At 74.4% G+C, this 18,016-nt stretch carries 16 protein-coding genes and 1 riboswitch; of the genes, 11 read left to right on the top strand and 5 right to left on the bottom strand.

What is annotated here, in order from left to right:
- Nucleotides 1-25: 25 nt before the first annotated feature.
- The 10 genes from clsA (at nucleotide 26) to gcvP (ending at nucleotide 8,907) form a co-directional block, all read left to right on the top strand.
- Nucleotides 26-625 (top strand): cardiolipin synthase ClsA, encoded by a 600-nt coding sequence (clsA, locus tag H0S66_RS17430; RefSeq protein ID WP_180923677.1) that lies wholly within the window; start codon nucleotides 26-28, stop codon nucleotides 623-625.
- Nucleotides 618-1,529: a DUF881 domain-containing protein gene (locus H0S66_RS17435; protein WP_179616490.1), complete on the top strand. Its 912-nt coding sequence runs from the start codon at nucleotides 618-620 to the stop codon at nucleotides 1,527-1,529. The genes clsA and H0S66_RS17435 overlap by 8 nt, the downstream gene beginning before the upstream one ends.
- Nucleotides 1,526-1,858 (top strand): small basic family protein, encoded by a 333-nt coding sequence (locus H0S66_RS17440; RefSeq protein WP_179616491.1) that lies wholly within the window; start codon nucleotides 1,526-1,528, stop codon nucleotides 1,856-1,858. The genes H0S66_RS17435 and H0S66_RS17440 overlap by 4 nt, the downstream gene beginning before the upstream one ends.
- Nucleotides 1,851-2,609, top strand: a complete 759-nt coding sequence (locus H0S66_RS17445) for a DUF881 domain-containing protein (RefSeq protein ID WP_218876364.1) — start codon at nucleotides 1,851-1,853, stop codon at nucleotides 2,607-2,609. The genes H0S66_RS17440 and H0S66_RS17445 overlap by 8 nt, the downstream gene beginning before the upstream one ends.
- Nucleotides 2,610-2,640: 31 nt before the next feature.
- On the top strand, nucleotides 2,641-3,027 hold the full coding sequence (gcvH, locus tag H0S66_RS17450; protein WP_179616492.1) for a glycine cleavage system protein GcvH: 387 nt from the start codon (nucleotides 2,641-2,643) through the stop codon (nucleotides 3,025-3,027).
- A gap of 109 nt (nucleotides 3,028-3,136) precedes the next feature.
- The gene (locus H0S66_RS17455; protein WP_179616493.1) at nucleotides 3,137-3,697 is read left to right on the top strand and encodes an FHA domain-containing protein; all 561 of its coding nucleotides are present in this window, start codon (nucleotides 3,137-3,139) and stop codon (nucleotides 3,695-3,697) included.
- Between the two features lie 57 nt (nucleotides 3,698-3,754).
- Nucleotides 3,755-4,447 (top strand): transcriptional regulator FtsR, encoded by a 693-nt coding sequence (gene ftsR / locus H0S66_RS17460; protein WP_179617499.1) that lies wholly within the window; start codon nucleotides 3,755-3,757, stop codon nucleotides 4,445-4,447.
- Nucleotides 4,448-4,507: 60 nt separating this feature from the next.
- Entirely contained in the window at nucleotides 4,508-4,981 is a 474-nt protein-coding gene (locus tag H0S66_RS17465; protein ID WP_179616494.1) for a bifunctional nuclease family protein, read from the top strand.
- Between the two features lie 208 nt (nucleotides 4,982-5,189).
- Entirely contained in the window at nucleotides 5,190-5,771 is a 582-nt protein-coding gene (locus H0S66_RS17470; protein WP_218877248.1) for a MerR family transcriptional regulator, read from the top strand.
- A gap of 47 nt (nucleotides 5,772-5,818) precedes the next feature.
- A riboswitch (glycine riboswitch) is annotated at nucleotides 5,819-5,928 on the top strand.
- A 162-nt stretch (nucleotides 5,929-6,090) separates the two neighbouring features.
- Nucleotides 6,091-8,907: an aminomethyl-transferring glycine dehydrogenase gene (gcvP, locus tag H0S66_RS17475; protein WP_246305746.1), complete on the top strand. Its 2,817-nt coding sequence runs from the start codon at nucleotides 6,091-6,093 to the stop codon at nucleotides 8,905-8,907.
- A gap of 13 nt (nucleotides 8,908-8,920) precedes the next feature.
- Here the strand turns inward: gcvP and H0S66_RS17480 are convergent, their stop codons facing one another.
- From H0S66_RS17480 to H0S66_RS17500, 5 genes are all read right to left on the bottom strand, one after another.
- The gene (locus H0S66_RS17480; protein WP_179616497.1) at nucleotides 8,921-9,469 is read right to left on the bottom strand and encodes a hypothetical protein; all 549 of its coding nucleotides are present in this window, start codon (nucleotides 9,467-9,469) and stop codon (nucleotides 8,921-8,923) included.
- Between the two features lie 110 nt (nucleotides 9,470-9,579).
- The gene (locus H0S66_RS17485; RefSeq protein WP_179616498.1) at nucleotides 9,580-10,995 is read right to left on the bottom strand and encodes a metallopeptidase TldD-related protein; all 1,416 of its coding nucleotides are present in this window, start codon (nucleotides 10,993-10,995) and stop codon (nucleotides 9,580-9,582) included.
- Nucleotides 10,995-12,533, bottom strand: coding sequence for a TldD/PmbA family protein (locus tag H0S66_RS17490; RefSeq protein WP_179616499.1), 1,539 nt, complete (start codon nucleotides 12,531-12,533; stop codon nucleotides 10,995-10,997). Before H0S66_RS17490 ends, H0S66_RS17485 begins: the two co-directional genes overlap by 1 nt.
- 10 nt (nucleotides 12,534-12,543) lie before the next feature.
- Entirely contained in the window at nucleotides 12,544-15,681 is a 3,138-nt protein-coding gene (locus tag H0S66_RS17495) for an AAA family ATPase (protein ID WP_179616500.1), read from the bottom strand.
- Nucleotides 15,681-16,868 carry an exonuclease SbcCD subunit D gene (locus H0S66_RS17500; protein ID WP_179616501.1) on the bottom strand — a complete coding sequence of 396 codons (1,188 nt, stop codon included), beginning with the start codon at nucleotides 16,866-16,868 and terminating at the stop codon, nucleotides 15,681-15,683. Before H0S66_RS17500 ends, H0S66_RS17495 begins: the two co-directional genes overlap by 1 nt.
- Nucleotides 16,869-16,940: 72 nt before the next feature.
- Here H0S66_RS17500 and H0S66_RS17505 point away from each other — a divergent pair, with 72 nt between their 5' ends.
- A complete protein-coding gene (locus H0S66_RS17505; RefSeq protein ID WP_179616502.1) occupies nucleotides 16,941-17,927 on the top strand; it encodes an NAD(P)/FAD-dependent oxidoreductase in 987 nt (328 codons plus the stop codon).
- The last annotated feature ends 89 nt before the right edge of the window (nucleotides 17,928-18,016 follow it).

Below are 18,016 nucleotides of genomic sequence, written 5' to 3' on the forward strand. Positions count from 1 at the left end.
CCCAGACGGTGGAGTGCAGACAGCTGTGGTGGACGACGCTGAGCGCAGCAGCCGGGTCTGGACGCTCCCGAACGCGCTGAGCGCCCTGCGCCTGGCCGGGGTGCCGGTCTTCCTGTGGCTGGTCCTGGGCCCCGAGGCCGACGGCTGGGCCCTGGCGCTGCTCGTGGTCTCCGGCATCACCGACTTCCTCGACGGCTGGCTGGCCCGCCGCTGGGGGCAGACCTCGGTGCTCGGCCAGGTGCTCGACCCGGTCGCCGACCGGCTCTACATCCTGGCCGTGGTCGTCGGGCTCGCGCTGCGCGACGTCATCCCCTGGTGGATGGCCGTCTCGCTGCCGCTGGGCGACGCCCTGATGTGGGGGCTGGTCCCGCTGCTGCGCACCCGCGGCTACAGCTCCCTGCCGGTGCACTTCCTGGGCAAGGCCGCCACCTTCAACCTGCTCTACGCCTTCCCGCTGCTGCTGCTGGGCGACGGCGAGGGGGCCGTCGCCACGCTCGCGCAGGTCTTCGGCTGGTCCTTCGCGCTGTGGGGCATCGGCCTCTACTGGTGGGCGGGGGTCCTGTACGCCTGGCAGGTCAGGCGGCTGCTGGCCACCACCGAGCGCCGGAGCACCACCCGTGCCTGACGAGCGCGGGGCCAGCGAGACCGCGGGGTCCAGCGGGTCCGCCGAGGCCACCGAGGCCCGGGACGCACTGCCGCCCCGCGTGACGATGCCCCTGCTCACGCTCATCACCCAGCAGTCGATGGACGAGGACTACCTCCACGTCGCGGAGCGACGCGGGCGCGGCCAGCTGCCCTCCTCGCGCTCCCGCCCGCACCGCACCGCCGCCGTCGTGGTCGCGGCCTTCGGCGTCCTGGTCACCACCGCGGCGGTGCAGACCGCCCAGGACGCCGACGTGGACCGCGCCGGGCGGGCGACCCTGGTCGAGCGGATCAACGACCGGCGCGCCACCGTCTCCGACCTCCAGGACCGCATCGTCGAGCTGCGCGAGCAGAACGAGCTGGCCACCGCCAACGTCGCCCGCCTCACCGAGACCGCCGTGGAGGCGCAGAGCCGGCTGCGGCGCCTCCAGGCCAACACCGGCTACCTCGCGGTCCAGGGCGAGGGCGTGCGGATCACCCTCGAGAACCCGGCCGTCGGCGACAACCTGATCCGCGACATCGACCTGCAGAAGGCCGCCAACGCCCTGTGGCTCGCCGGCGCCGAGGCCGTGGCCGTCAACGGCCAGCGGCTTACCGCGCTCAGCGCGATCCGCAACTCCGGGGTGGTCGTCAACGTCAACTCGATGCCGATCGCCCCGCCGTACGTCGTGACGGCCATCGGTGACAGCCGCAGCCTGCTGGCCCGCTTCCAGGAGAGCGCCAGCGGGAGCGCGCTGATCAACGTCGCGCAGGCCCTCGGCTTCGGCTACACCCAGGAGACGCTGACCTCCGTGAGGCTGCCCGCGGCCCGACGTCGTACGCTCCTGTCGGCCGAACCACTGACGGCCGACGAGCCGCGCGCAGAGAACGAGGAGGGTCCCCGATGATCGCCGCCCTCGGTCTGCTGCTGGGCATCGTGCTCGGCCTGGTCCTCCAGCCCGACGTGCCCGTCTCGATGGAGCCTTACCTGCCGATCGCGGTCGTCGCCGCGCTGGACGCCGTCTTCGGCGGCCTGCGCGCCTACCTCGACGGCATCTTCGACGACAAGGTCTTCGTGATCTCGTTCGTCAGCAACGTCGTGATCGCGGCGGCCATCGTGTGGATGGGTGACAAGCTGGGCGTGGGCAACCAGCTGACCACCGGCGTCATCGTGGTGCTGGGCATCCGGATCTTCTCCAACGCCGCCGCCATCCGGCGACACCTCTTCCATGCCTGACCTCGACGACCGCACCCGCTCGGACGTGCCGGAGTCGGGGCGCAACCGGCTGCTCCGGGCGCTGCGCACCCCCAGCCGCAACCAGGTGGTCGTGGCGGTGCTGCTGGCGCTGGTCGCCTTCGCGGCGGTGGTGCAGGTGCGCTCGACCGAGGCCGACGACACCTACGCCGGCTACCGCGACGAGGACCTGATCGCGGTGCTCGACGGCCTGGCCGGCACCAGCCAGCGCGCCCGCGCCGAGATCGAGCGGCTCGAGTCCACCCGCGACCAGCTGGCCTCCGACAGCGCCGACCAGCGCACGGCCCTGCAGCAGGCGCAGTCGGAGGCCGACACGCTCGCGATCCTCGCGGGGCTGGTGCCGGTGCGCGGGCCCGGGGTGCGGATCACGATCAGCGAGGTCACCGCCCCGGTCAACGCCGACACCGTGGTCGACATGGTCCAGAGCCTGCGCGTGGCCGGGGCCGAGGCCATCCAGGTCAACGGCCAGGTGCGCCTGGTCGCGCAGAGCGCCTTCACCGACGTCGTCGGCGGGCTCGAGGTCGACGGGCAGGTGCTCGCCGCGCCGTACGTCTTCGACGTCATCGGGCCGCCGTCGGCGCTGACCAACGCGATGACCATCCTGGAGGGCCCCCGCGTGGACCTGCAGGACGAGGGCGCCGAGGTCGAGATCACCGAGCTGGCCTCGATCGACATCGAGGCCGTGGCCGACCCCGTCGAGCCGGACTTCGCCCGCCCCCAGGACGCGCAGTAGCCTGCGCGCACCGCCAGCCAGAGGAGACGCCATGTACCCCGACGACCTGTCCTACACCAGCGAGCACGAGTGGGTGCGCAGCCCCGGCGAGCACGAGGGGTCGGTGCGCATCGGCATCACCCAGTACGCCCAGGACGCCCTCGGTGACATCGTCTACGTGTCGCTGCCCGAGATCGGCGAGGCCCTCGAGGCCGGCAGCACCTGCGGCGAGCTCGAGTCGACCAAGTCGGTCAGCGACATCTACGCGCCGCTCAGCGGCGAGGTCGTGGCCCGCAACGAGTCGCTCGACGCCACCCCCGAGCTGGTCAACAACGACCCCTACGGCGGTGGCTGGCTCTTCGAGGTCGTGCCCGCCGACGCCGGTGCCCTCGACTCGCTGATGGACGCCGCGGCGTACGAGGCCTCGCTCGAGGGATGAGCCGCCCCGGTCCGGCTTGCCCGGCCCCGTCGGACTGGTAGGTTCGGGCCAACCTTCACCCTCCAGCCGGTGGTGAGGGTTGGCGCCCGTCGTACAGGAGGAGACAGCGATGCCGTTCTGCACCGCGTGTGGCAGGAAGAACCCCGACGACGCACGGTTCTGCTCCCAGTGCGGCACCCGCCTGGTGAGCGCCGACGCCCCGCAGGGCGAGCAGGCCGTCGGCGAGGGCCCGGGGGAGTCGACCGCGACCATCTCCCTGCAGGCCGGCGCCATGAGCGCCTCCGGCACCGGCGAGGGCAGCCGGATCGAGACCTCCGACCGCCAGCTCACCGCCGTCGACGCCGCGGCCGTCGACGCGCTGCCGGCCGGCCACGCGCTGCTGGTGGTGCAGAAGGGCCCCGGCTCGGGCAGCAGGTTCCTGCTCGACGCCGACGTGGTCACCGCCGGTCGCCACCCCGACAGCGAGATCTTCCTCGACGACGTCACCGTCTCGCGCCGCCACGCGGAGTTCCACCGCAGCGGCTCGAGCTTCAGCGTCAGCGACGCCGGCAGCCTCAACGGCACCTACGTCAACCGCGACCGCATCGACCGGGTGCGGCTCAGCGACGGTGACGAGGTCCAGATCGGCAAGTACCGGCTGGTCTTCTTCTCGGGGCACGAGGGCGGCTGAGCCGTGGTCCCCGGTCCGGTCCCGGTCGACACGGCCACAGGCGGCTCGCGCGCCCGGATGAACATCGGGCAGGTCCTCGACCTGCTGCGACCCGACTTCCCGCAGGTCACGATCCCCAAGATCCGCTTCCTCGAGGACAAGGGGCTGATCAAGCCCGAGCGCACGCCCGCGGGCTACCGCAAGTTCTCCGAGGGCGACGTGGAGCGGCTGCGCTACGTGCTGCGGATGCAGCGCGACCACTACCTGCCGCTGAAGGTCATCGGTGAGCACCTCGACGCCATCGACCGCGGCCTGGAGCCGCCGCCCATCGAACCGGTGGTGCCGACCGTGCCGTCGGTGGCGCTGGCCGCCGACGGCCTGCCCAGCGCGGCGTCGTTCGCGCGGCGCGACGACCTGCGCCTCTCGCGGCGCGAGCTGGTCAAGGTCGCCGAGATCACCGAGGAGCTGCTCGACCAGCTCGAGCAGTTCGGGCTGCTGAGCGCGCGCCCGGGCACCGGTCACTACGACACCGACGCGCTGGTCATCGCGCGCACCGCCCGCGAGCTCGCCGACTTCGGCTTCGAGCCGCGCCACCTGCGCGCCTTCAAGACCGCCGCCGACCGCGAGGTCGGCCTGGTGCAGCAGGTGGTCGCACCGATGGAGCGCGGTCGCGACGCGGGCGCGAAGGGGCGTGCCGCCGAGGCCGTCACCGAGATCGCGGCGCTCTCGGTGCGCCTGCACGCCACGCTGGTCAAGGCCGGCCTGCGCTGAGCCCCTCCCGCGGAACCCGGGCCCCGCGCGGGCTCATCACCTGCGGCGTAAGGTGATCATGTGCGCGAAGTCGATGTCATGGGAGTCCGGGTCGAGATGCCCTCGAACCAGCCGATCGTGCTGCTGCGCGAGGTGACGGGGGAGCGCTACCTCCCGATCTGGATCGGGGCGGTGGAGGCGACCGCGATCGCCTTCGCCCAGCAGGGGGTGACCCCGCCACGCCCCCTGACCCACGACCTGCTCAAGGACGTGCTGGAGGCCACCGGCAACGAGCTGGTCGAGGTCCGCATCACCGACGTGCGCGACGGGGTCTTCTACGCCACCCTCGTGCTCGGCTCCGGCACCGAGGTCAGCGCCCGGCCCTCCGACTCGATCGCGCTGGCGCTGCGCACCGGCACCCGCATCGTGTGCTCCGAGGAGGTCCTCGACGAGGCCGGGCTCGCCGTGCCCGCCGAGCAGGAGGACGAGGTCGAGAAGTTCCGCGAGTTCCTCGACCACGTCACGCCCGAGGACTTCGACGCTCCCCAGGAGTGAGTCCGGTTGGCTCACCCTCAACCTCAGGTTGAGGGTTGCGACACGCCGCGGGAGTCTTTGACCCCGGTCTCCGGGAGGCATACCTTGAAGTCGTCTTCGTTGTAACTCCACCGTTGTGGTTGCCCCGGCACCGCATCTCCTTCCCCGGGGGTTACGCCCAAAGCGGAGTAGACCCACGGAGGACCGCGTGAACGAGCACGAGCAGGAGCTGCGGACGAACCGCGACGCCGCCGCTGCGGCTGAGGCCGCCGACGAGCAGGGACTCCTCTTCACCGACGACGTGTCGCCGCTGCCCAGCGACACCGGCTACCGCGGGCCCACGGCCTGCAACGCCGCCGGCATCACCTACCGCCAGCTCGACTACTGGGCCCGCACCGGGCTGGTCGAGCCCACCGTGCGCGGCGCCAAGGGCTCGGGCTCGCAGCGGCTCTACTCCTTCCGCGACATCCTGATCCTCAAGGTGATCAAGCGCCTGCTCGACGCCGGCATCTCGCTGCAGCAGATCCGCACCGCGGTCCAGCACCTGCGCGAGCGCGGCACCGACGACCTGACCCGCGTCACCCTGATGAGCGACGGCGCCTCGGTCTACGAGTGCACCAGCAACGACGAGGTCATCGACCTGCTCCAGGGCGGGCAGGGCGTCTTCGGCATCGCCATCGGCGGTGTCTGGCGCGAGATCGAGGGGACGCTGGCCGAGCTGCCCAGCGAGCGCACCGCGGCCGACGACGAGTCCACGGGCGGGGCCGGCGACGAGCTGGCGGCACGACGCGCCGCGCGCAGCGCCGGCTGACCCACGCACCTGCCCGGGGCCCGGGGTAGTAGATTGGGGCCCGCTGACCATCCCGTGCGGGAGAGTCCCCGGAGCCGGCCACCACGGCGGCGTACCGGGGCGCCGAAGGGGCAATTCCTCCCCGGAACCTCTCAGGCGCCAGGACCGCGCGGGCCAGGCAACTCTGGAGCGCGCTGCGCGTGACAGAGGGGGAGGCGCCCGGACGACCACTCCCGAGGAGCCCGCCACCGTGTCAGACCGCCCCACGCTCACCCAGCTCGACTCCGCGTCGCCCTTCGTCGACCGTCACGTGGGCCTGCGCCCCGACGACGTCACCACGATGCTCGACCGGCTCGGCTTCGGCTCCCTCGACGCGCTGATGGACGCCGCCGTGCCCGGCGGCATCCGCCAGGCCGGCGAGCTGGCGCTGCCGCCGGCCCTGAGCGAGGCCGAGACCGCCCGCGAGCTGCGTGCCCTGGCTGCCGCCAACCGGCCGGCCGAGGCGATGATCGGGCTGGGCTACCACGCCACGACCACCCCGCCGGTGGTGCGGCGCAACGTGCTGGAGGACCCCTCCTGGTACACCGCCTACACGCCGTACCAGCCCGAGATCTCCCAGGGCCGCCTCGAGGCGCTCATCAACTTCCAGACGGTGGTCGGCGACCTCACCGGCCTGCCCACCGCCAACGCCTCGCTGCTCGACGAGGGCACCGCGGCGGCCGAGGCGATGACCCTGGTGCGCCGCGGGAACCGCAAGGCCAGCGGCCCCTTCGTCGTCGACGCCGACGCCCTGCCCCAGACCATCGACGTGGTGCGCACCCGGGCCGAGGGGCTGGGCATCGACGTGGTGGTCGCCGACCTGTCCTCCGGGCTCCCCGACGGCGAGCTCTGCGGCGTCCTGGTGCAGTACCCCGGCGCGTCGGGCCGGGTGCTCGACCCCCGCCCGCTCATCGAGGAGACCCACGCGCGGGGCGCCCTGGCCGTGGTGGCCGCCGACCTGCTGGCCCTGACCCTGCTGGAGTCGCCCGGCTCGATGGGCGCCGACGTGGTCGTCGGCTCCTCGCAGCGCTTCGGTGTGCCGCTGTTCTACGGCGGCCCGCACGCCGGCTTCATGTCGGTCGCGCAGGGCCTCGAGCGGCACCTGCCCGGCCGCCTGGTCGGGGTCTCCGTCGACGCCGAGGGACGCCCGGCCTACCGCCTGGCCCTGCAGACCCGCGAGCAGCACATCCGCCGCGACAAGGCGACCTCCAACATCTGCACCGCGCAGGTGCTGCTGGCCGTCGTCGCCTCGATGTACGCCGTCTACCACGGTCCCGAGGGGCTGCGGGCGATCGCGACCCGCACCCACCGCTACGCCGCGGTGCTGGCGGCCGCGCTGGGCGAGGCCGGCCACCCGGTCGCCCACGACGAGTTCTTCGACACCCTCACCGTGCCGGTGCCCGGACGAGCCGCCGACGTGGTCGAGGCCGCCCGCGAGCTGGGGCTGCACCTGCGCCTGACCGACGCCGACACCGTGGGCATCTCCACCTCCGAGACCACGACGGTCTCCACCCTGGTGCGCGTGCTGCAGGCCTTCGCCCGCGGCACCGACGGCACCGGGGTGACGGCACCGGCCATCGACGACGCGGCGGTCGAGGCCCTCGACCGCACCACCGACGACGCACTGCCGCAGGCGCTGCTGCGCACCACCGACTACCTGACCCACGAGGTCTTCTCGCTGCACCGCAGCGAGACCCAGATGCTGCGCTACCTGCGCCGCCTCTCGGCACGCGACTACGCCCTCGACCGCGGCATGATCCCGCTGGGCTCGTGCACGATGAAGCTCAACGCCACCACCGAGATGGAGCCGGTCTCGCTGCCGGGCTTCGCCGACCTGCACCCCTTCGCCCCGGCCGAGGACGCCGAGGGCTACCGCGAGCTGGTCGGACAGCTGGAGGAGTGGCTCGCCGAGGTCACCGGCTACGACCGGGTCTCCATCCAGCCCAACGCCGGCTCCCAGGGCGAGCTGGCCGGGCTGCTGGCGATCCGCGGCTACCACCGCGCCCACGGCGACACCGGGCGCGACGTGTGCCTGATCCCGAGCTCGGCCCACGGCACCAACGCTGCCTCGGCCGTGATGGCGGGGATGCGGGTGGTGGTCGTCAAGGCCGGGGCCGACGGCTCCGTCGACCTCGACGACCTGCGCGCGCAGTGCGAGAAGCACGCCGACGACCTGGCCGCCATCATGGTCACCTACCCCTCCACGCACGGGGCCTACGAGGAGTCCATCACCGAGCTGTGCCGGGTGGTGCACGAGCACGGCGGCCAGGTCTACGTCGACGGCGCCAACCTCAACGCCCTGCTCGGCTACGCCAAGCCCGGTGAGTTCGGCGGCGACGTCTCGCACCTCAACCTCCACAAGACCTTCTGCATCCCGCACGGCGGGGGCGGCCCCGGCGTCGGCCCGGTCGCGGTGCGCGCCCACCTCGCGCCCTACCTGCCCTCGCACGCGCTGCACCCCGAGGCCGGGAAGCGCGAGGGGATCGGCCCGATCTCCGCGGCGCCGTACGGCTCGGCGGGCATCCTGCCGATCTCGTGGGCCTACGTGCGGATGATGGGCGCCGAGGGCCTGACCCGGGCCACCGCCTCGGCGGTGCTCTCGGCCAACTACGTCGCGGCGCGCCTGGGCGAGCACTTCCCGGTGCTCTACCGCGGCCACAGCGACCTGGTCGCCCACGAGTGCATCCTCGACGTGCGCGGCCTGACCAAGGACACCGGCGTCAGCGTCGACGACGTCGCCAAGCGGCTGGTCGACTACGGCTTCCACGCCCCGACCATGTCGTTCCCCGTCGCCGGCACGCTCATGGTGGAGCCGACCGAGTCGGAGGACCTGGCCGAGATCGACCGGTTCTGCGAGGCGATGATCGCCATCAAGGGCGAGATCGACCGCGTGGCCGCGGGGGAGTGGAGCCCGGAGCGCTCGCCGCTGCGGGGCGCTCCGCACACCGCCCGCTGCCTGGTGGGCGAGTGGGACCGCGACTACGACCGCGAGCTCGGTGTCTTCCCCACCGGGGTCGACCCCGACAAGTACTGGCCGCCGGTGGCCCGCATCGACCAGGCCTACGGCGACCGCAACCTGGTCTGCGCCTGCCCTCCGCTGGAGGCCTTCGCCGAGTAGCGGGCCGCCCGCCTCACGCCGGGGTGCGGGTGACCTGCAGGTCGTAGGCGAAGCCGGTGCAGTCGAGGCTGGTGCCTCGTCCGCGCCACACCAGCGCGAGGTCGGTGTCGAGCCCGCGGTGCACGCCGTCGACGACGACGTGCTCACCGGCGTCGTCGTACTCCTCGTGCACGGTGGAGCGCTGGCCGTTGCGGGCCACGGTGCCGCTCAGCCGGGCGGTGCGCCCGTCGAGGTCGAGCCGGGCCCGGACGCGTCCGTCGCGCACGAACCGGCGCTCGCGGGTGGTCGCGGCGCTCACCTCGCGCGGGCCGTCGCCGACCTGCACGACGACCTCGTTGAGGAGACCGCGGTTCTCGTAGACGGTGGCGATGACGGGGCGGCGCAGCCAGCTGCCGGTGCACTCCAGCACCCGGCCGACCTCGTGGGTCGTGGTGCCGGCGCCGGGGTCCTCGGCGTGGGCGCCCGGCGCGACGCCCGCGAGGGCGCCGGTCAGGGCCAGGCCGGTGGCGCCGAGCACGAGCGCGGCGCGGGTGGTCGGGACGGGGTGGGTGGTCGCTCGCATGGTGGTGCACTCCTCGCTGTGGTGTCCCGCCGGGTCGGCGGGTTCTCAGCGTGGGTACGCACGGGGGCCCGGGTCGGTTGCACGCCCACCCCACCTGCTTCCGCAGCGGGTCACATGGCCTGCGACACGCTCGACATGTTGAAGTCCGGCACCCGCAGCGCCGGGGTGACGGTGCGGCTGAAGTAGTCGTCGCCCCACTCCCGGCTGAAGCTCGGCTCGCTCGCCGACGCGGCCGAGAAGCGGCGCAGCAGGTCGACCGGGCTCTCGTTGAAGCGGAAGTTGTTGACCAGGCCGGTGACCTCGCCGTCCTCGACGAGGTAGACGCCGTCGCGGGTGAGGCCGGTCAGCAGCAGGGACTGGGGGTCGACCTCCCGGATGTACCACAGGCAGGTCAGCAGCAGGCCCCGCTCGGTGCTCGCGACCAGGTCGTCGACGCGGCCGGCACCGCCGTCGACGTCGAGCACCAGGTTGTCGACGTACGGCGTGACCGGCTGGTCGGTGAGCCGCGCCGAGTGCCGGGTCTGGCCCAGGGCCTCGAGCCGGCCGTCACGGATCCAGTCGGTGCGGCCCAGGGCGAGACCGTTGTCGAAGACCGAGGTGTCGTTGGACGACGAGCCGGCGGTCACGAAGGGCGCGCACTCCAGCCCCGGGTGCAGCGGGTCGGAGAAGAGGTGCACCCCCGCGGCCGCCACCTGCTCACCGATCCGCGTGCCGCCCCCGCGGCCGCTGAAGACCGACTGCCCCTCGTGGGCCACCCGGGCCCCCGCGGACCAGTAGGCCGAGATCATCAGGTCCGCCACCGACGACGGCGGCAGGATGGTGTCGTAGCGCCCCGCGGGCAGCTCGTGGCGACCCCGGGCGCCCCAGGCGAGCCGGCGGGCCACCGCGGCGTCCATCTCCAGCGCGTCCACGTCGCCGAAGTCACGGGTGGCCCCGCCGACCCAGGCGCTCTGGGTCAGGGCAGCGTCCTTGCCGGTGCAGCCGTAGTGACCGGTGGGCTGGACGTGGCGCAGCCGCAGCCCGGTCGTCGAGCCCAGGTAGGTGGTGGTGACCTCGTGGTTGACGAAGCCGTAGAGCACCCGGCCCTCGGCGCCCGCGCGGCCGAACGCCTCGCCGAGCGCCGGGGCGAAGGCGTCGTAGGTGTGGATGTCGGTGGGCACCGCCGCGTCCTCCCAGTCGGGGGAGACCCGCTCGGGCACCAGGTCGGCGGCGTCCTCGGCCGGCTCGGCGGCCCGAGCCGCGGCGTCGGCCGCCCGCACGAGCTCGGTGACCTGTGCCTGGGTGGTCGCCGTCGAGGAGACGGTGCCGGTGGCGGTGCCGCCCGGGCCGCGCACGAAGGAGACCACGCTGACGTGCACCCGGTGCATCACGCCGTTGGTGGTCAGCGTGTTGCCGGCCCAGCGCAGGTTGGCGCTCGTGGTGTCGCGCACGACGACCACGCAGTCGTCGGCGACGCTGGCCGCCAGGCCCTGCTCGACCAGCGACTGCGGGGTGGTGACGTGGGGGGCGTGGCTCGGGGAGGTCATCAGCGACCCGCCTCCTCGGTGGTGTTCAGGATCCGCACGTCGCGGAAGAGCGAGGTCGGGCAGCCGTGGCTGACCGAGGCGACCTGGCCCGGCTGGGCCTTGCCGCAGTTGAAGGCGCCGCCCACGACGTAGGTCTGCGGACCGCCGACCGCCTCGAGCGAGCCCCAGAACTCGGTCGTCGTGGCCTGGTAGGCGACGTCGCGCACCTGGCCGGCCAGCTCGCCGTCCACGATGCGGTAGAACCGCTGACCGGTGAACTGGAAGTTGAAGCGCTGCATGTCGATCGACCACGACCGGTCACCGACGACGTAGATGCCGCGCTCGACGCGGCCGATCAGCTCGTCGGTCCCCGGCCCGTCGGGGTCGGGCCGCAGGGAGACGTTGGCCATCCGCTGGATCGGCACGTGGCCGGGGGAGTCGGCGTACGCACAGCCGTTGGAGCGGCCGCGCGGGTGCTCGGGCCCGGCCAGCTCGGGCTTCATCGCGGCCATCGAGCGGTCGAGCTGGTAGCCGACCAGCACACCGTCGGAGACGATGTCCCACTCCTGGGCGGCGACGCCCTCGTCGTCGTAGCCGGTGGTCGCCAACCCGTGCACCGAGGTGCGGTCGCCGGTGACGTTCATCGCCGGTGAGCCGTAGCGCAGGGTGCCGAGCTGGTCGTAGGTGGCGAACGACGTGCCGGCGTAGTTGGCCTCGTAGCCCAGGGCCCGGTCGAGCTCGGTGGCGTGGCCGATGGACTCGTGGATGGTCAGCCAGAGGTTGGAGGGGTGCACGACCAGGTCGTAGCGGCCCGCCTCGACGCCGGGCGCGGCGAGCTTCTCGGCCAACAGATCGGGCACCTCGGCGACCTCGGCGTCGAAGTCCCAGGCCACCTGGGGCGAGCCCGTGACGTACTCCCAGCCGCGCCCCACCGGGGGCGCGAGGGAGGCCATCGAGTCGAAGACGTCGCCGTGGGAGCCCATCGCCTCGAAGCCGGGCTGCAGCCGGACCCGCTGCTGGGTGGTGCGGGTGCCGTGCAGGTCCGCGTAGTACTTGTTCTCGCGCACGGCGCTGAGGAAGGCCGAGGCGTGCTCGACCGCGGCGTGCTCGCGCAGCCGGCGGGTCCACTCGACCAGGACCGCCGCCTTCTCGGCCGTCGGCACCTCGACCGGGTCGACCTCGTAGTCGGAGACCCAGGTGACGTCGTCGTGGACCGGCTCGGGGGCCACCTCGACCGGCGTGCTCGTCATCGTGGCGGCGACCTCGGCGACGGCGACGGCCCGCTCGGCGACGCTGCGCGCCTCCGGCTCGGTCAGCACGACGCCGGACGCGAAGCCCCAGGCGCCCCGGTGGACGACACGGACGGCGAAGCCGACGTCGACGGAGTCGTCGGCGGCCTGGAGCACCCCGTCGCGGGCGGTGAGGTCCTGGTAGCGCACCCGCTCGAAGCGGAAGTCGGCGTGGCTGACGCCGAGCTCCGCGGCGCGGGCCAGGGCCACCTCGCCGAGGCGGCGGTGCGGCAGGGCCTGGAAGGTCGCGTCGAGGCTGGGCCGGCTCATGGGCGTGAACCTAGCCGATCGCGGCGCCCGCGACCGCCAGCGTCGAGCCGCTGCGCGACTTGCGGACCCGCAGCTGGGTGGGGATCCGGTCGCGCATCTCGGCGACGTGGCTGACCACGCCCACGACCCTGCCGCCCTCGCGCAGCGAGTCGAGCACGTCCATGACGTCCTCGAGGGTGTCGGCGTCGAGGGAGCCGAAGCCCTCGTCGACGAAGAGCGTGTCGAGCTCGGCCCCGCCCGCCTCGGCGGTGATGACGTCGGCCAGCCCCAGGGCCAGGGCCAGCGAGACCACGAACGTCTCGCCGCCCGACAGCGTCGCCGGGTCCCGCGCCTCGCCCGACCAGTCGTCGCGCACCCGCAGGCTCAGCCCGCCGCGGGTCTCGCCCGCACCCCGCTGGGCGGTGTGCTCGAGGCTGTAGCGGTGCTCCGACATCCGGGTCAGGCGCTCGTTGGCCGCGGCCACCACCTGGGAGAGCCGGTAGGCCAGGACGTAGGCGGACAGGCGCATCTGGAGGTGGTTGTCGCTCGAGCGACCCTCGACGAAGGTGCCGAGCCGGGTGGCCAGGGCCAGGTCGCGACGCAACGGCGCCCAGGCGCGCAGCCGCTCGGCGAGGTCGAGGGTGAGCCCGCCGAGCCGGTCGCGGCGGGCCGCGAGGGTGGCCACCTCGGCGCCGACCTCCTCGACGCGCCGCCGCGCGCGGGCGTGGGCCTCGTGCCGGGCCGCGACGGCCGCCGCCGCGTCGGGCTCGCCCTCCGGCTCCGGGGGTAGGGCCTCGAGGCGGGCGGCGACGTCGGCGAGGACCTGCTCGACCCGGTCGAGGCGGCGCTGGTGGTCGGCGGTGCGCTGCTCCAGCGCCCGCAGCCCCGCCTCGTCGACGTACGCCGCCTCGGCGGCGCCGGTGTCGGCGAAGTCGTGCTGGGCCGCGGCGTCGTCGGCCGCCCGGGTCGCCTCGAGCGCCGCCTGCTCGGTGGAGGCGAGCGCCTCGAGGGCCGAGACGAGGTCGTCGGCGGCCGCGGCCCGGGCGCGGTGGTGCTCCAGGAGGGCCTCGAGCTGCCGGGCGAGGTGGTCGGTGTCGGGGTCGGTGTCGGTGTCGGGGTCGGGCTCGCCGTGCTCGTCGCACAGGTCGTGGTCGGCGGCTGCGAGCGCCGCGGCGACGTCGGCGCGGGTGGCCTCCAGCTCGTGGCGCAGGGCCGCGGCGCCGGCCTGGTGCCCGGTGCAGGCGGCGACCAGCGCGGTGTGCTGCTGGGCGGTGGTGGCGAGGGTCGCCTCGAGCTGGTCGAGCCGCTCGGTGGCCGCGGCCTGCTCGGTCGCGGCGGCCTGGGCACGCGCGAGGTCGGCCCGCAGCTGCTCGGACTGCTCGGCCAGCTCCTCGCGCGTCGTGCCGCCGGTGCGCTCGCGAGCGACCTCGAGGCGCGTGAGGAGGTCACGGTGCCGGGTGTCGAGCAGGTGCTCGTGGCTCTTGGCGTCGTCGAGGGCGCGCTGGGCGGCGCGCTCGGACCCGGCGTCGGCGGCGCCGGGCGCGGCGACCGCCTTGGTGGGGTGCTCGTCGGAGCCGCACACCGGGCAGCACCCACCCACGACCAGGGCACCGGCCAGCTCGGCGGCCATCGACTCGATGCGTGCCTCGCGCACGGCCAGGAGGTGCTCGTGGGCGGCCGCGGCGCGCTCGCGGGCCTCGAGCCACTCGCTGCGGGCCTGTGCGGCCACGGCGACGAGGTGCTCGACCTCGTCGTGGGCGGCCGTGCGGGCGAGCACGACGTCGAGGCGCTCGCGCAGTCCGGGGGCCCGCTCCGCCCGGTCGCGCAGCGAGGCCAGCGCCTCGCGGGCGGCGTGCACCTCGCCGGGCAGCCGGTGGAGGTCCACCTCGAGCTCCTCGACCCGGTGGGCGTCGCGGGTCTGCTGCCGGAGCAGGTCCTCGAGCCGGGCGCCGGTCTCGTGCAGGCGGCGCAGCCGCGGTCGCAGGGTCTCGAGGGTGGTGACGGCGGCGCGAGCCTCCCGGTGGGTCGCCGCCAGGGCCGCGGGGTCGTCGAGCGGGTGGTCGGCGCCCAGCACGCCGGCCGCCGTCGCTGCGGCCGACCCGGCGTGGGCCCGGGCCTCCTCGACCCGGGCGCGGGCCCGTCGGGCCAGCCCGCCCAGGGGGACGACGGCGGCGGCTCGTCGTGCCCGGTCCAGCCGCTCGAGGTCGTGGGTGTGCCGGTCGCTCGCAGCCACGAGGGTGTCGTGCTCGACGAGCGCCTCCCGGTGGCGCTCGCGCAGCGCGGCGCGCTCGCGGGCGACCCCGAGGTCGTGGGCGGCGCGACGCTCCACGTCAGCGAGCTGCTCGAGCTCCTGGCGACGTGCGGACAGCGCCGTGCTGGTGGTGCCGGCCAGGTCGTCGGCCCACACCTGGAGGCTGCCGTCGTCGGCCAGCAGGCCCAGGTCGGGGGGCTCGGCGGCGGCTGCCGCGTCGGCCCCCGGTGCGACGGTGCCGGGCAGGTCGGCGCGGGCCGCCTCGCTGATCCGGCTGGCCAGGTCGGCGACCTGCTCCTCCACCTCCTGGGAGTCCCGGCGCAGGCGGGTGCGCCGCTCCTTGAGCCAGGCCTCGACCTGCTCGAACCGGCCGGTCCGGAAGAGCTGCTGGAGCAGGCGGTGCCGCTCGTCGGAGCGGGCACGCAGGAACGCCTGGAAGCGACCCTGCGGCAGGAGCGCGACCTGGGTGAACTGCACGAGGTTCATCCCGAGCAGCTCGCCCATGAGGTGGCCGGTCTCGTCGAGGCGGGTCGAGAGGGTCTCCCACCCGCCGTCGCGACGCTCGGAGACGACGACGTGGGCGGGCTCGGTGGTGGTGCCGGTGCCGCGCTTCTTGGCTCGTTCCCACGCCGGTGAGCGCACCAGGCGGAAGCGGCGCCCCGACAGGGTCAGCTCGAGCTCGACCCGGGGCGCCACCCCGGGGGCGGCCTGGTCGCAGCGCAGCCGCTTGGCCCCGGCCCGGTCGCCGGGCACGTCGCCGTACAGGGCGAAGCACACCGCGTCGAGCACGCTGGTCTTCCCGGCGCCGGTGGGCCCGGTGAGCAGGAAGAGCCCGCTCTCGGAGAGCCGGTCGAGGTCGACCTCGACGGTGTCGGGGAACGGGCCGAAGGCGGTGATCTCGAGGCGGTGCAGGCGCATCAGCCGACCCCCCGCTCGACGGTCCGCTCGACGGGGTCGGCGGTGGAGTCCTCGCAGCACGAGTCGACGGCCTCGCGCAGCAGCGCGGCCTCGTCGTCGCTGGGGGCGGTGCCGCGCACGGTGCGCACGAACTCGGCGACGACGTCGTGGTCGCTGCGCCCGGCGCTGGGTCGGGCCGGCAGCGCACCCAGCCCGGGCACCCGGCCCTCGAAGGTGAGCACCATGGTGTGCGGGAAGCGGCGGCGCAGCCGGTCCATGGCCTGGACCGGGCGGTCGGCGTCGGTGAGGCTCGCCTGCACCCACGAGCCCTCGTGGCGCTCGAGCGCCGGGTCGCCCAGCAGCTCCTCGAGCGTGCCGCGCAGCCGGGCCAGCGGGCGGGGCACCGGGGCCTCGACGAACTCGGTGGAGCGCACGCCGTCGGGGCCCAGGTCGACCAGCCACGACCCCTTGCGGTGGTCGGCCTCGGAGAAGGAGTAGGCCAGCGGCGAGCCCGAGTAGCGGACGGTCTCGGTGAGCACGTGGCGCCCGTGCAGGTGGCCCAGGGCGGTGTAGTCGACGCCCTCGAACAGCGAGGTGGGCACCAGCGAGACGCCGCCGACGCTGATGTCGCGCTCGGAGTCGCTGGCCTGGAGCGCGTCGCCCGAGCCACCGACGAAGGCGTGCGCCAGCACGACGGACCGGGCGCCCGGGCGTGCGGCCAGGTCGAGGCGCACCCGGCGCATCGCCTCGCCGAGGGCGGCGGCGTGCGACCGGGCCCCCAGGCCCCACGGCTCGCGGACCGCGTCGGGGTCGAGGTAGGGCAGCGCGTGCACCACCACCTCGCCGTGCTCGTCGCCCAGCACCACCGGGGTGCCGACGCCCGCCGGGTCGGTGCGCAGGTGCACCCCGGCCGAGTCGATGAGCCGCGCGCTGAAGCCCAGCCGGCGGGCGGAGTCGTGGTTGCCGCTGCTGATCACGACCCGGGCCCGTGAGGCCGCCAGGCGTGCCAGGGTGTCGTCGGCCAGCCGGACGGCGTCGACCTGCGGCAGCGCCCGGTCGTAGACGTCGCCGGCGACCACCACGAGGTCGACCCGCTCGGCCTCGACGACCTCGAGCAGGTGGTCGAGGTAGGTGGCCTGGTGGGTGAGCATCCCCTCACGGTGGAAGGACCGGCCCAGGTGCCAGTCGGAGGTGTGGAGGATGCGCATGGCACTGACGCTAGGAGGGGCCACCGACAACGAGGTGGTCCCACGCCGGGGGTGCGCTGGCAGGCTGGTCACATGACAGGTCGGGTGGCGCAGCAGCAGGTCGTCGTGGTGGGTGCCGGGATCAGCGGGGTGGCGTGCGCCCGGGAGCTGCACGAGGCCGGGGTCGCGGTGCGCCTGCTCGACCGCGGGCGCCGCCTCGGCGGACGGATGGCCAGCCGCCGCTTCGAGGGCAGGCCCGCCGACATCGGGGCGTCGTACCTGACCGTGGAGGACGACGACTTCGCGGCCGTGGTCGAGGGGTGGCGCGAGCGCGGCCTGGCGCAGCCGTGGACCGACACGTTCGGCGTGCTGGCCCCCGGGGAGGAGCCGGAGGTGACGTCGGGTCCGCTGCGCTGGGGCACCCCGGGCGGGATCCGCAGCCTGGTGGAGTCCCTGGCCGAGGGGCTCGACGTGGTGCCGGGCCGCGAGGTGGCGCGCGCAGGGCGCTCGGCGACGGGCGGCCTCGAGGTCGACGGCGAGCCCGCCGCGGCGGTCGTGCTGGCGATGCCCGACCCACAGGCGGCCCGGCTGCTCGACCCGGGCGCCCACGCCGACGTGCACGCCGCGCTCGACGTCGACTTCGAGCCCGTGCTGGCGCTCACCGCGACGTACGCCGCGCGGTGCTGGCGCGACCTGCCGCACGGCGCCTTCGTCAACGACGACCCCGACCTGTCGTGGATCGCCGACGACGGTCGGCGCCGTGGCGACGACGCCCCGGTCCTGGTCGCGCACTCGACGCCGCGGCTCGCCGCCCGGCACCTCGACGACCCGGCCGGCGCCGGACCCGCCCTGGTGGCCGCGCTGGGCCGGCTGGTGGGGGCCGGGCAGGAGCCGGGCCACGCCCACGTGCACCGGTGGAGCATGGCCCGCCCGACGCGCGGGCGCGAGCACGCGACGTACCTGCTCGGCGAGGACCTGCTGGGCGTCTGCGGCGACGCCTGGTCGGCGCGGCCGCGGGTCGAGGGCGCCTGGCTGAGCGGTCGCGACCTGGGTCGCGCGCTGGTGCGCCGCCTGGGCTGAGGCTCCCCGACACGCCCGGCGCAGACCTTGTCTTGAACCATTCCAGACAAGTGGGGCATACTCGCTGCCATGACGACCAGCGACGCCGC

The organism is Nocardioides marinisabuli (genome assembly GCF_013466785.1).
In the GTDB taxonomy this organism is placed as follows: domain Bacteria; phylum Actinomycetota; class Actinomycetes; order Propionibacteriales; family Nocardioidaceae; genus Nocardioides; species Nocardioides marinisabuli.

Bases quoted from the DNA above. Each gene is read 5' to 3' on its own strand.
- H0S66_RS17490 (WP_179616499.1), bottom strand. From the start codon at position 12,533: ATGAGCCGGCCCAGCCTCGACGCGACCTTCCAGGCCCTGCCGCACCGC.
- gcvH (WP_179616492.1), top strand. From the start codon at position 2,641: ATGTACCCCGACGACCTGTCCTACACCAGCGAGCACGAGTGGGTGCGC.
- H0S66_RS17440 (WP_179616491.1), top strand. From the start codon at position 1,526: ATGATCGCCGCCCTCGGTCTGCTGCTGGGCATCGTGCTCGGCCTGGTC.
- gcvP (WP_246305746.1), top strand. From the start codon at position 6,091: ATGCTCGACCGGCTCGGCTTCGGCTCCCTCGACGCGCTGATGGACGCC.
- H0S66_RS17445 (WP_218876364.1), top strand. From the start codon at position 1,851: ATGCCTGACCTCGACGACCGCACCCGCTCGGACGTGCCGGAGTCGGGG.
- H0S66_RS17500 (WP_179616501.1), bottom strand. From the start codon at position 16,868: ATGCGCATCCTCCACACCTCCGACTGGCACCTGGGCCGGTCCTTCCAC.
- H0S66_RS17480 (WP_179616497.1), bottom strand. From the start codon at position 9,469: ATGCGAGCGACCACCCACCCCGTCCCGACCACCCGCGCCGCGCTCGTG.
- H0S66_RS17455 (WP_179616493.1), top strand. From the start codon at position 3,137: ATGCCGTTCTGCACCGCGTGTGGCAGGAAGAACCCCGACGACGCACGG.
- H0S66_RS17485 (WP_179616498.1), bottom strand. From the start codon at position 10,995: ATGACCTCCCCGAGCCACGCCCCCCACGTCACCACCCCGCAGTCGCTG.
- H0S66_RS17495 (WP_179616500.1), bottom strand. From the start codon at position 15,681: ATGCGCCTGCACCGCCTCGAGATCACCGCCTTCGGCCCGTTCCCCGAC.
- H0S66_RS17505 (WP_179616502.1), top strand. From the start codon at position 16,941: ATGACAGGTCGGGTGGCGCAGCAGCAGGTCGTCGTGGTGGGTGCCGGG.
- ftsR (WP_179617499.1), top strand. From the start codon at position 3,755: ATGAACATCGGGCAGGTCCTCGACCTGCTGCGACCCGACTTCCCGCAG.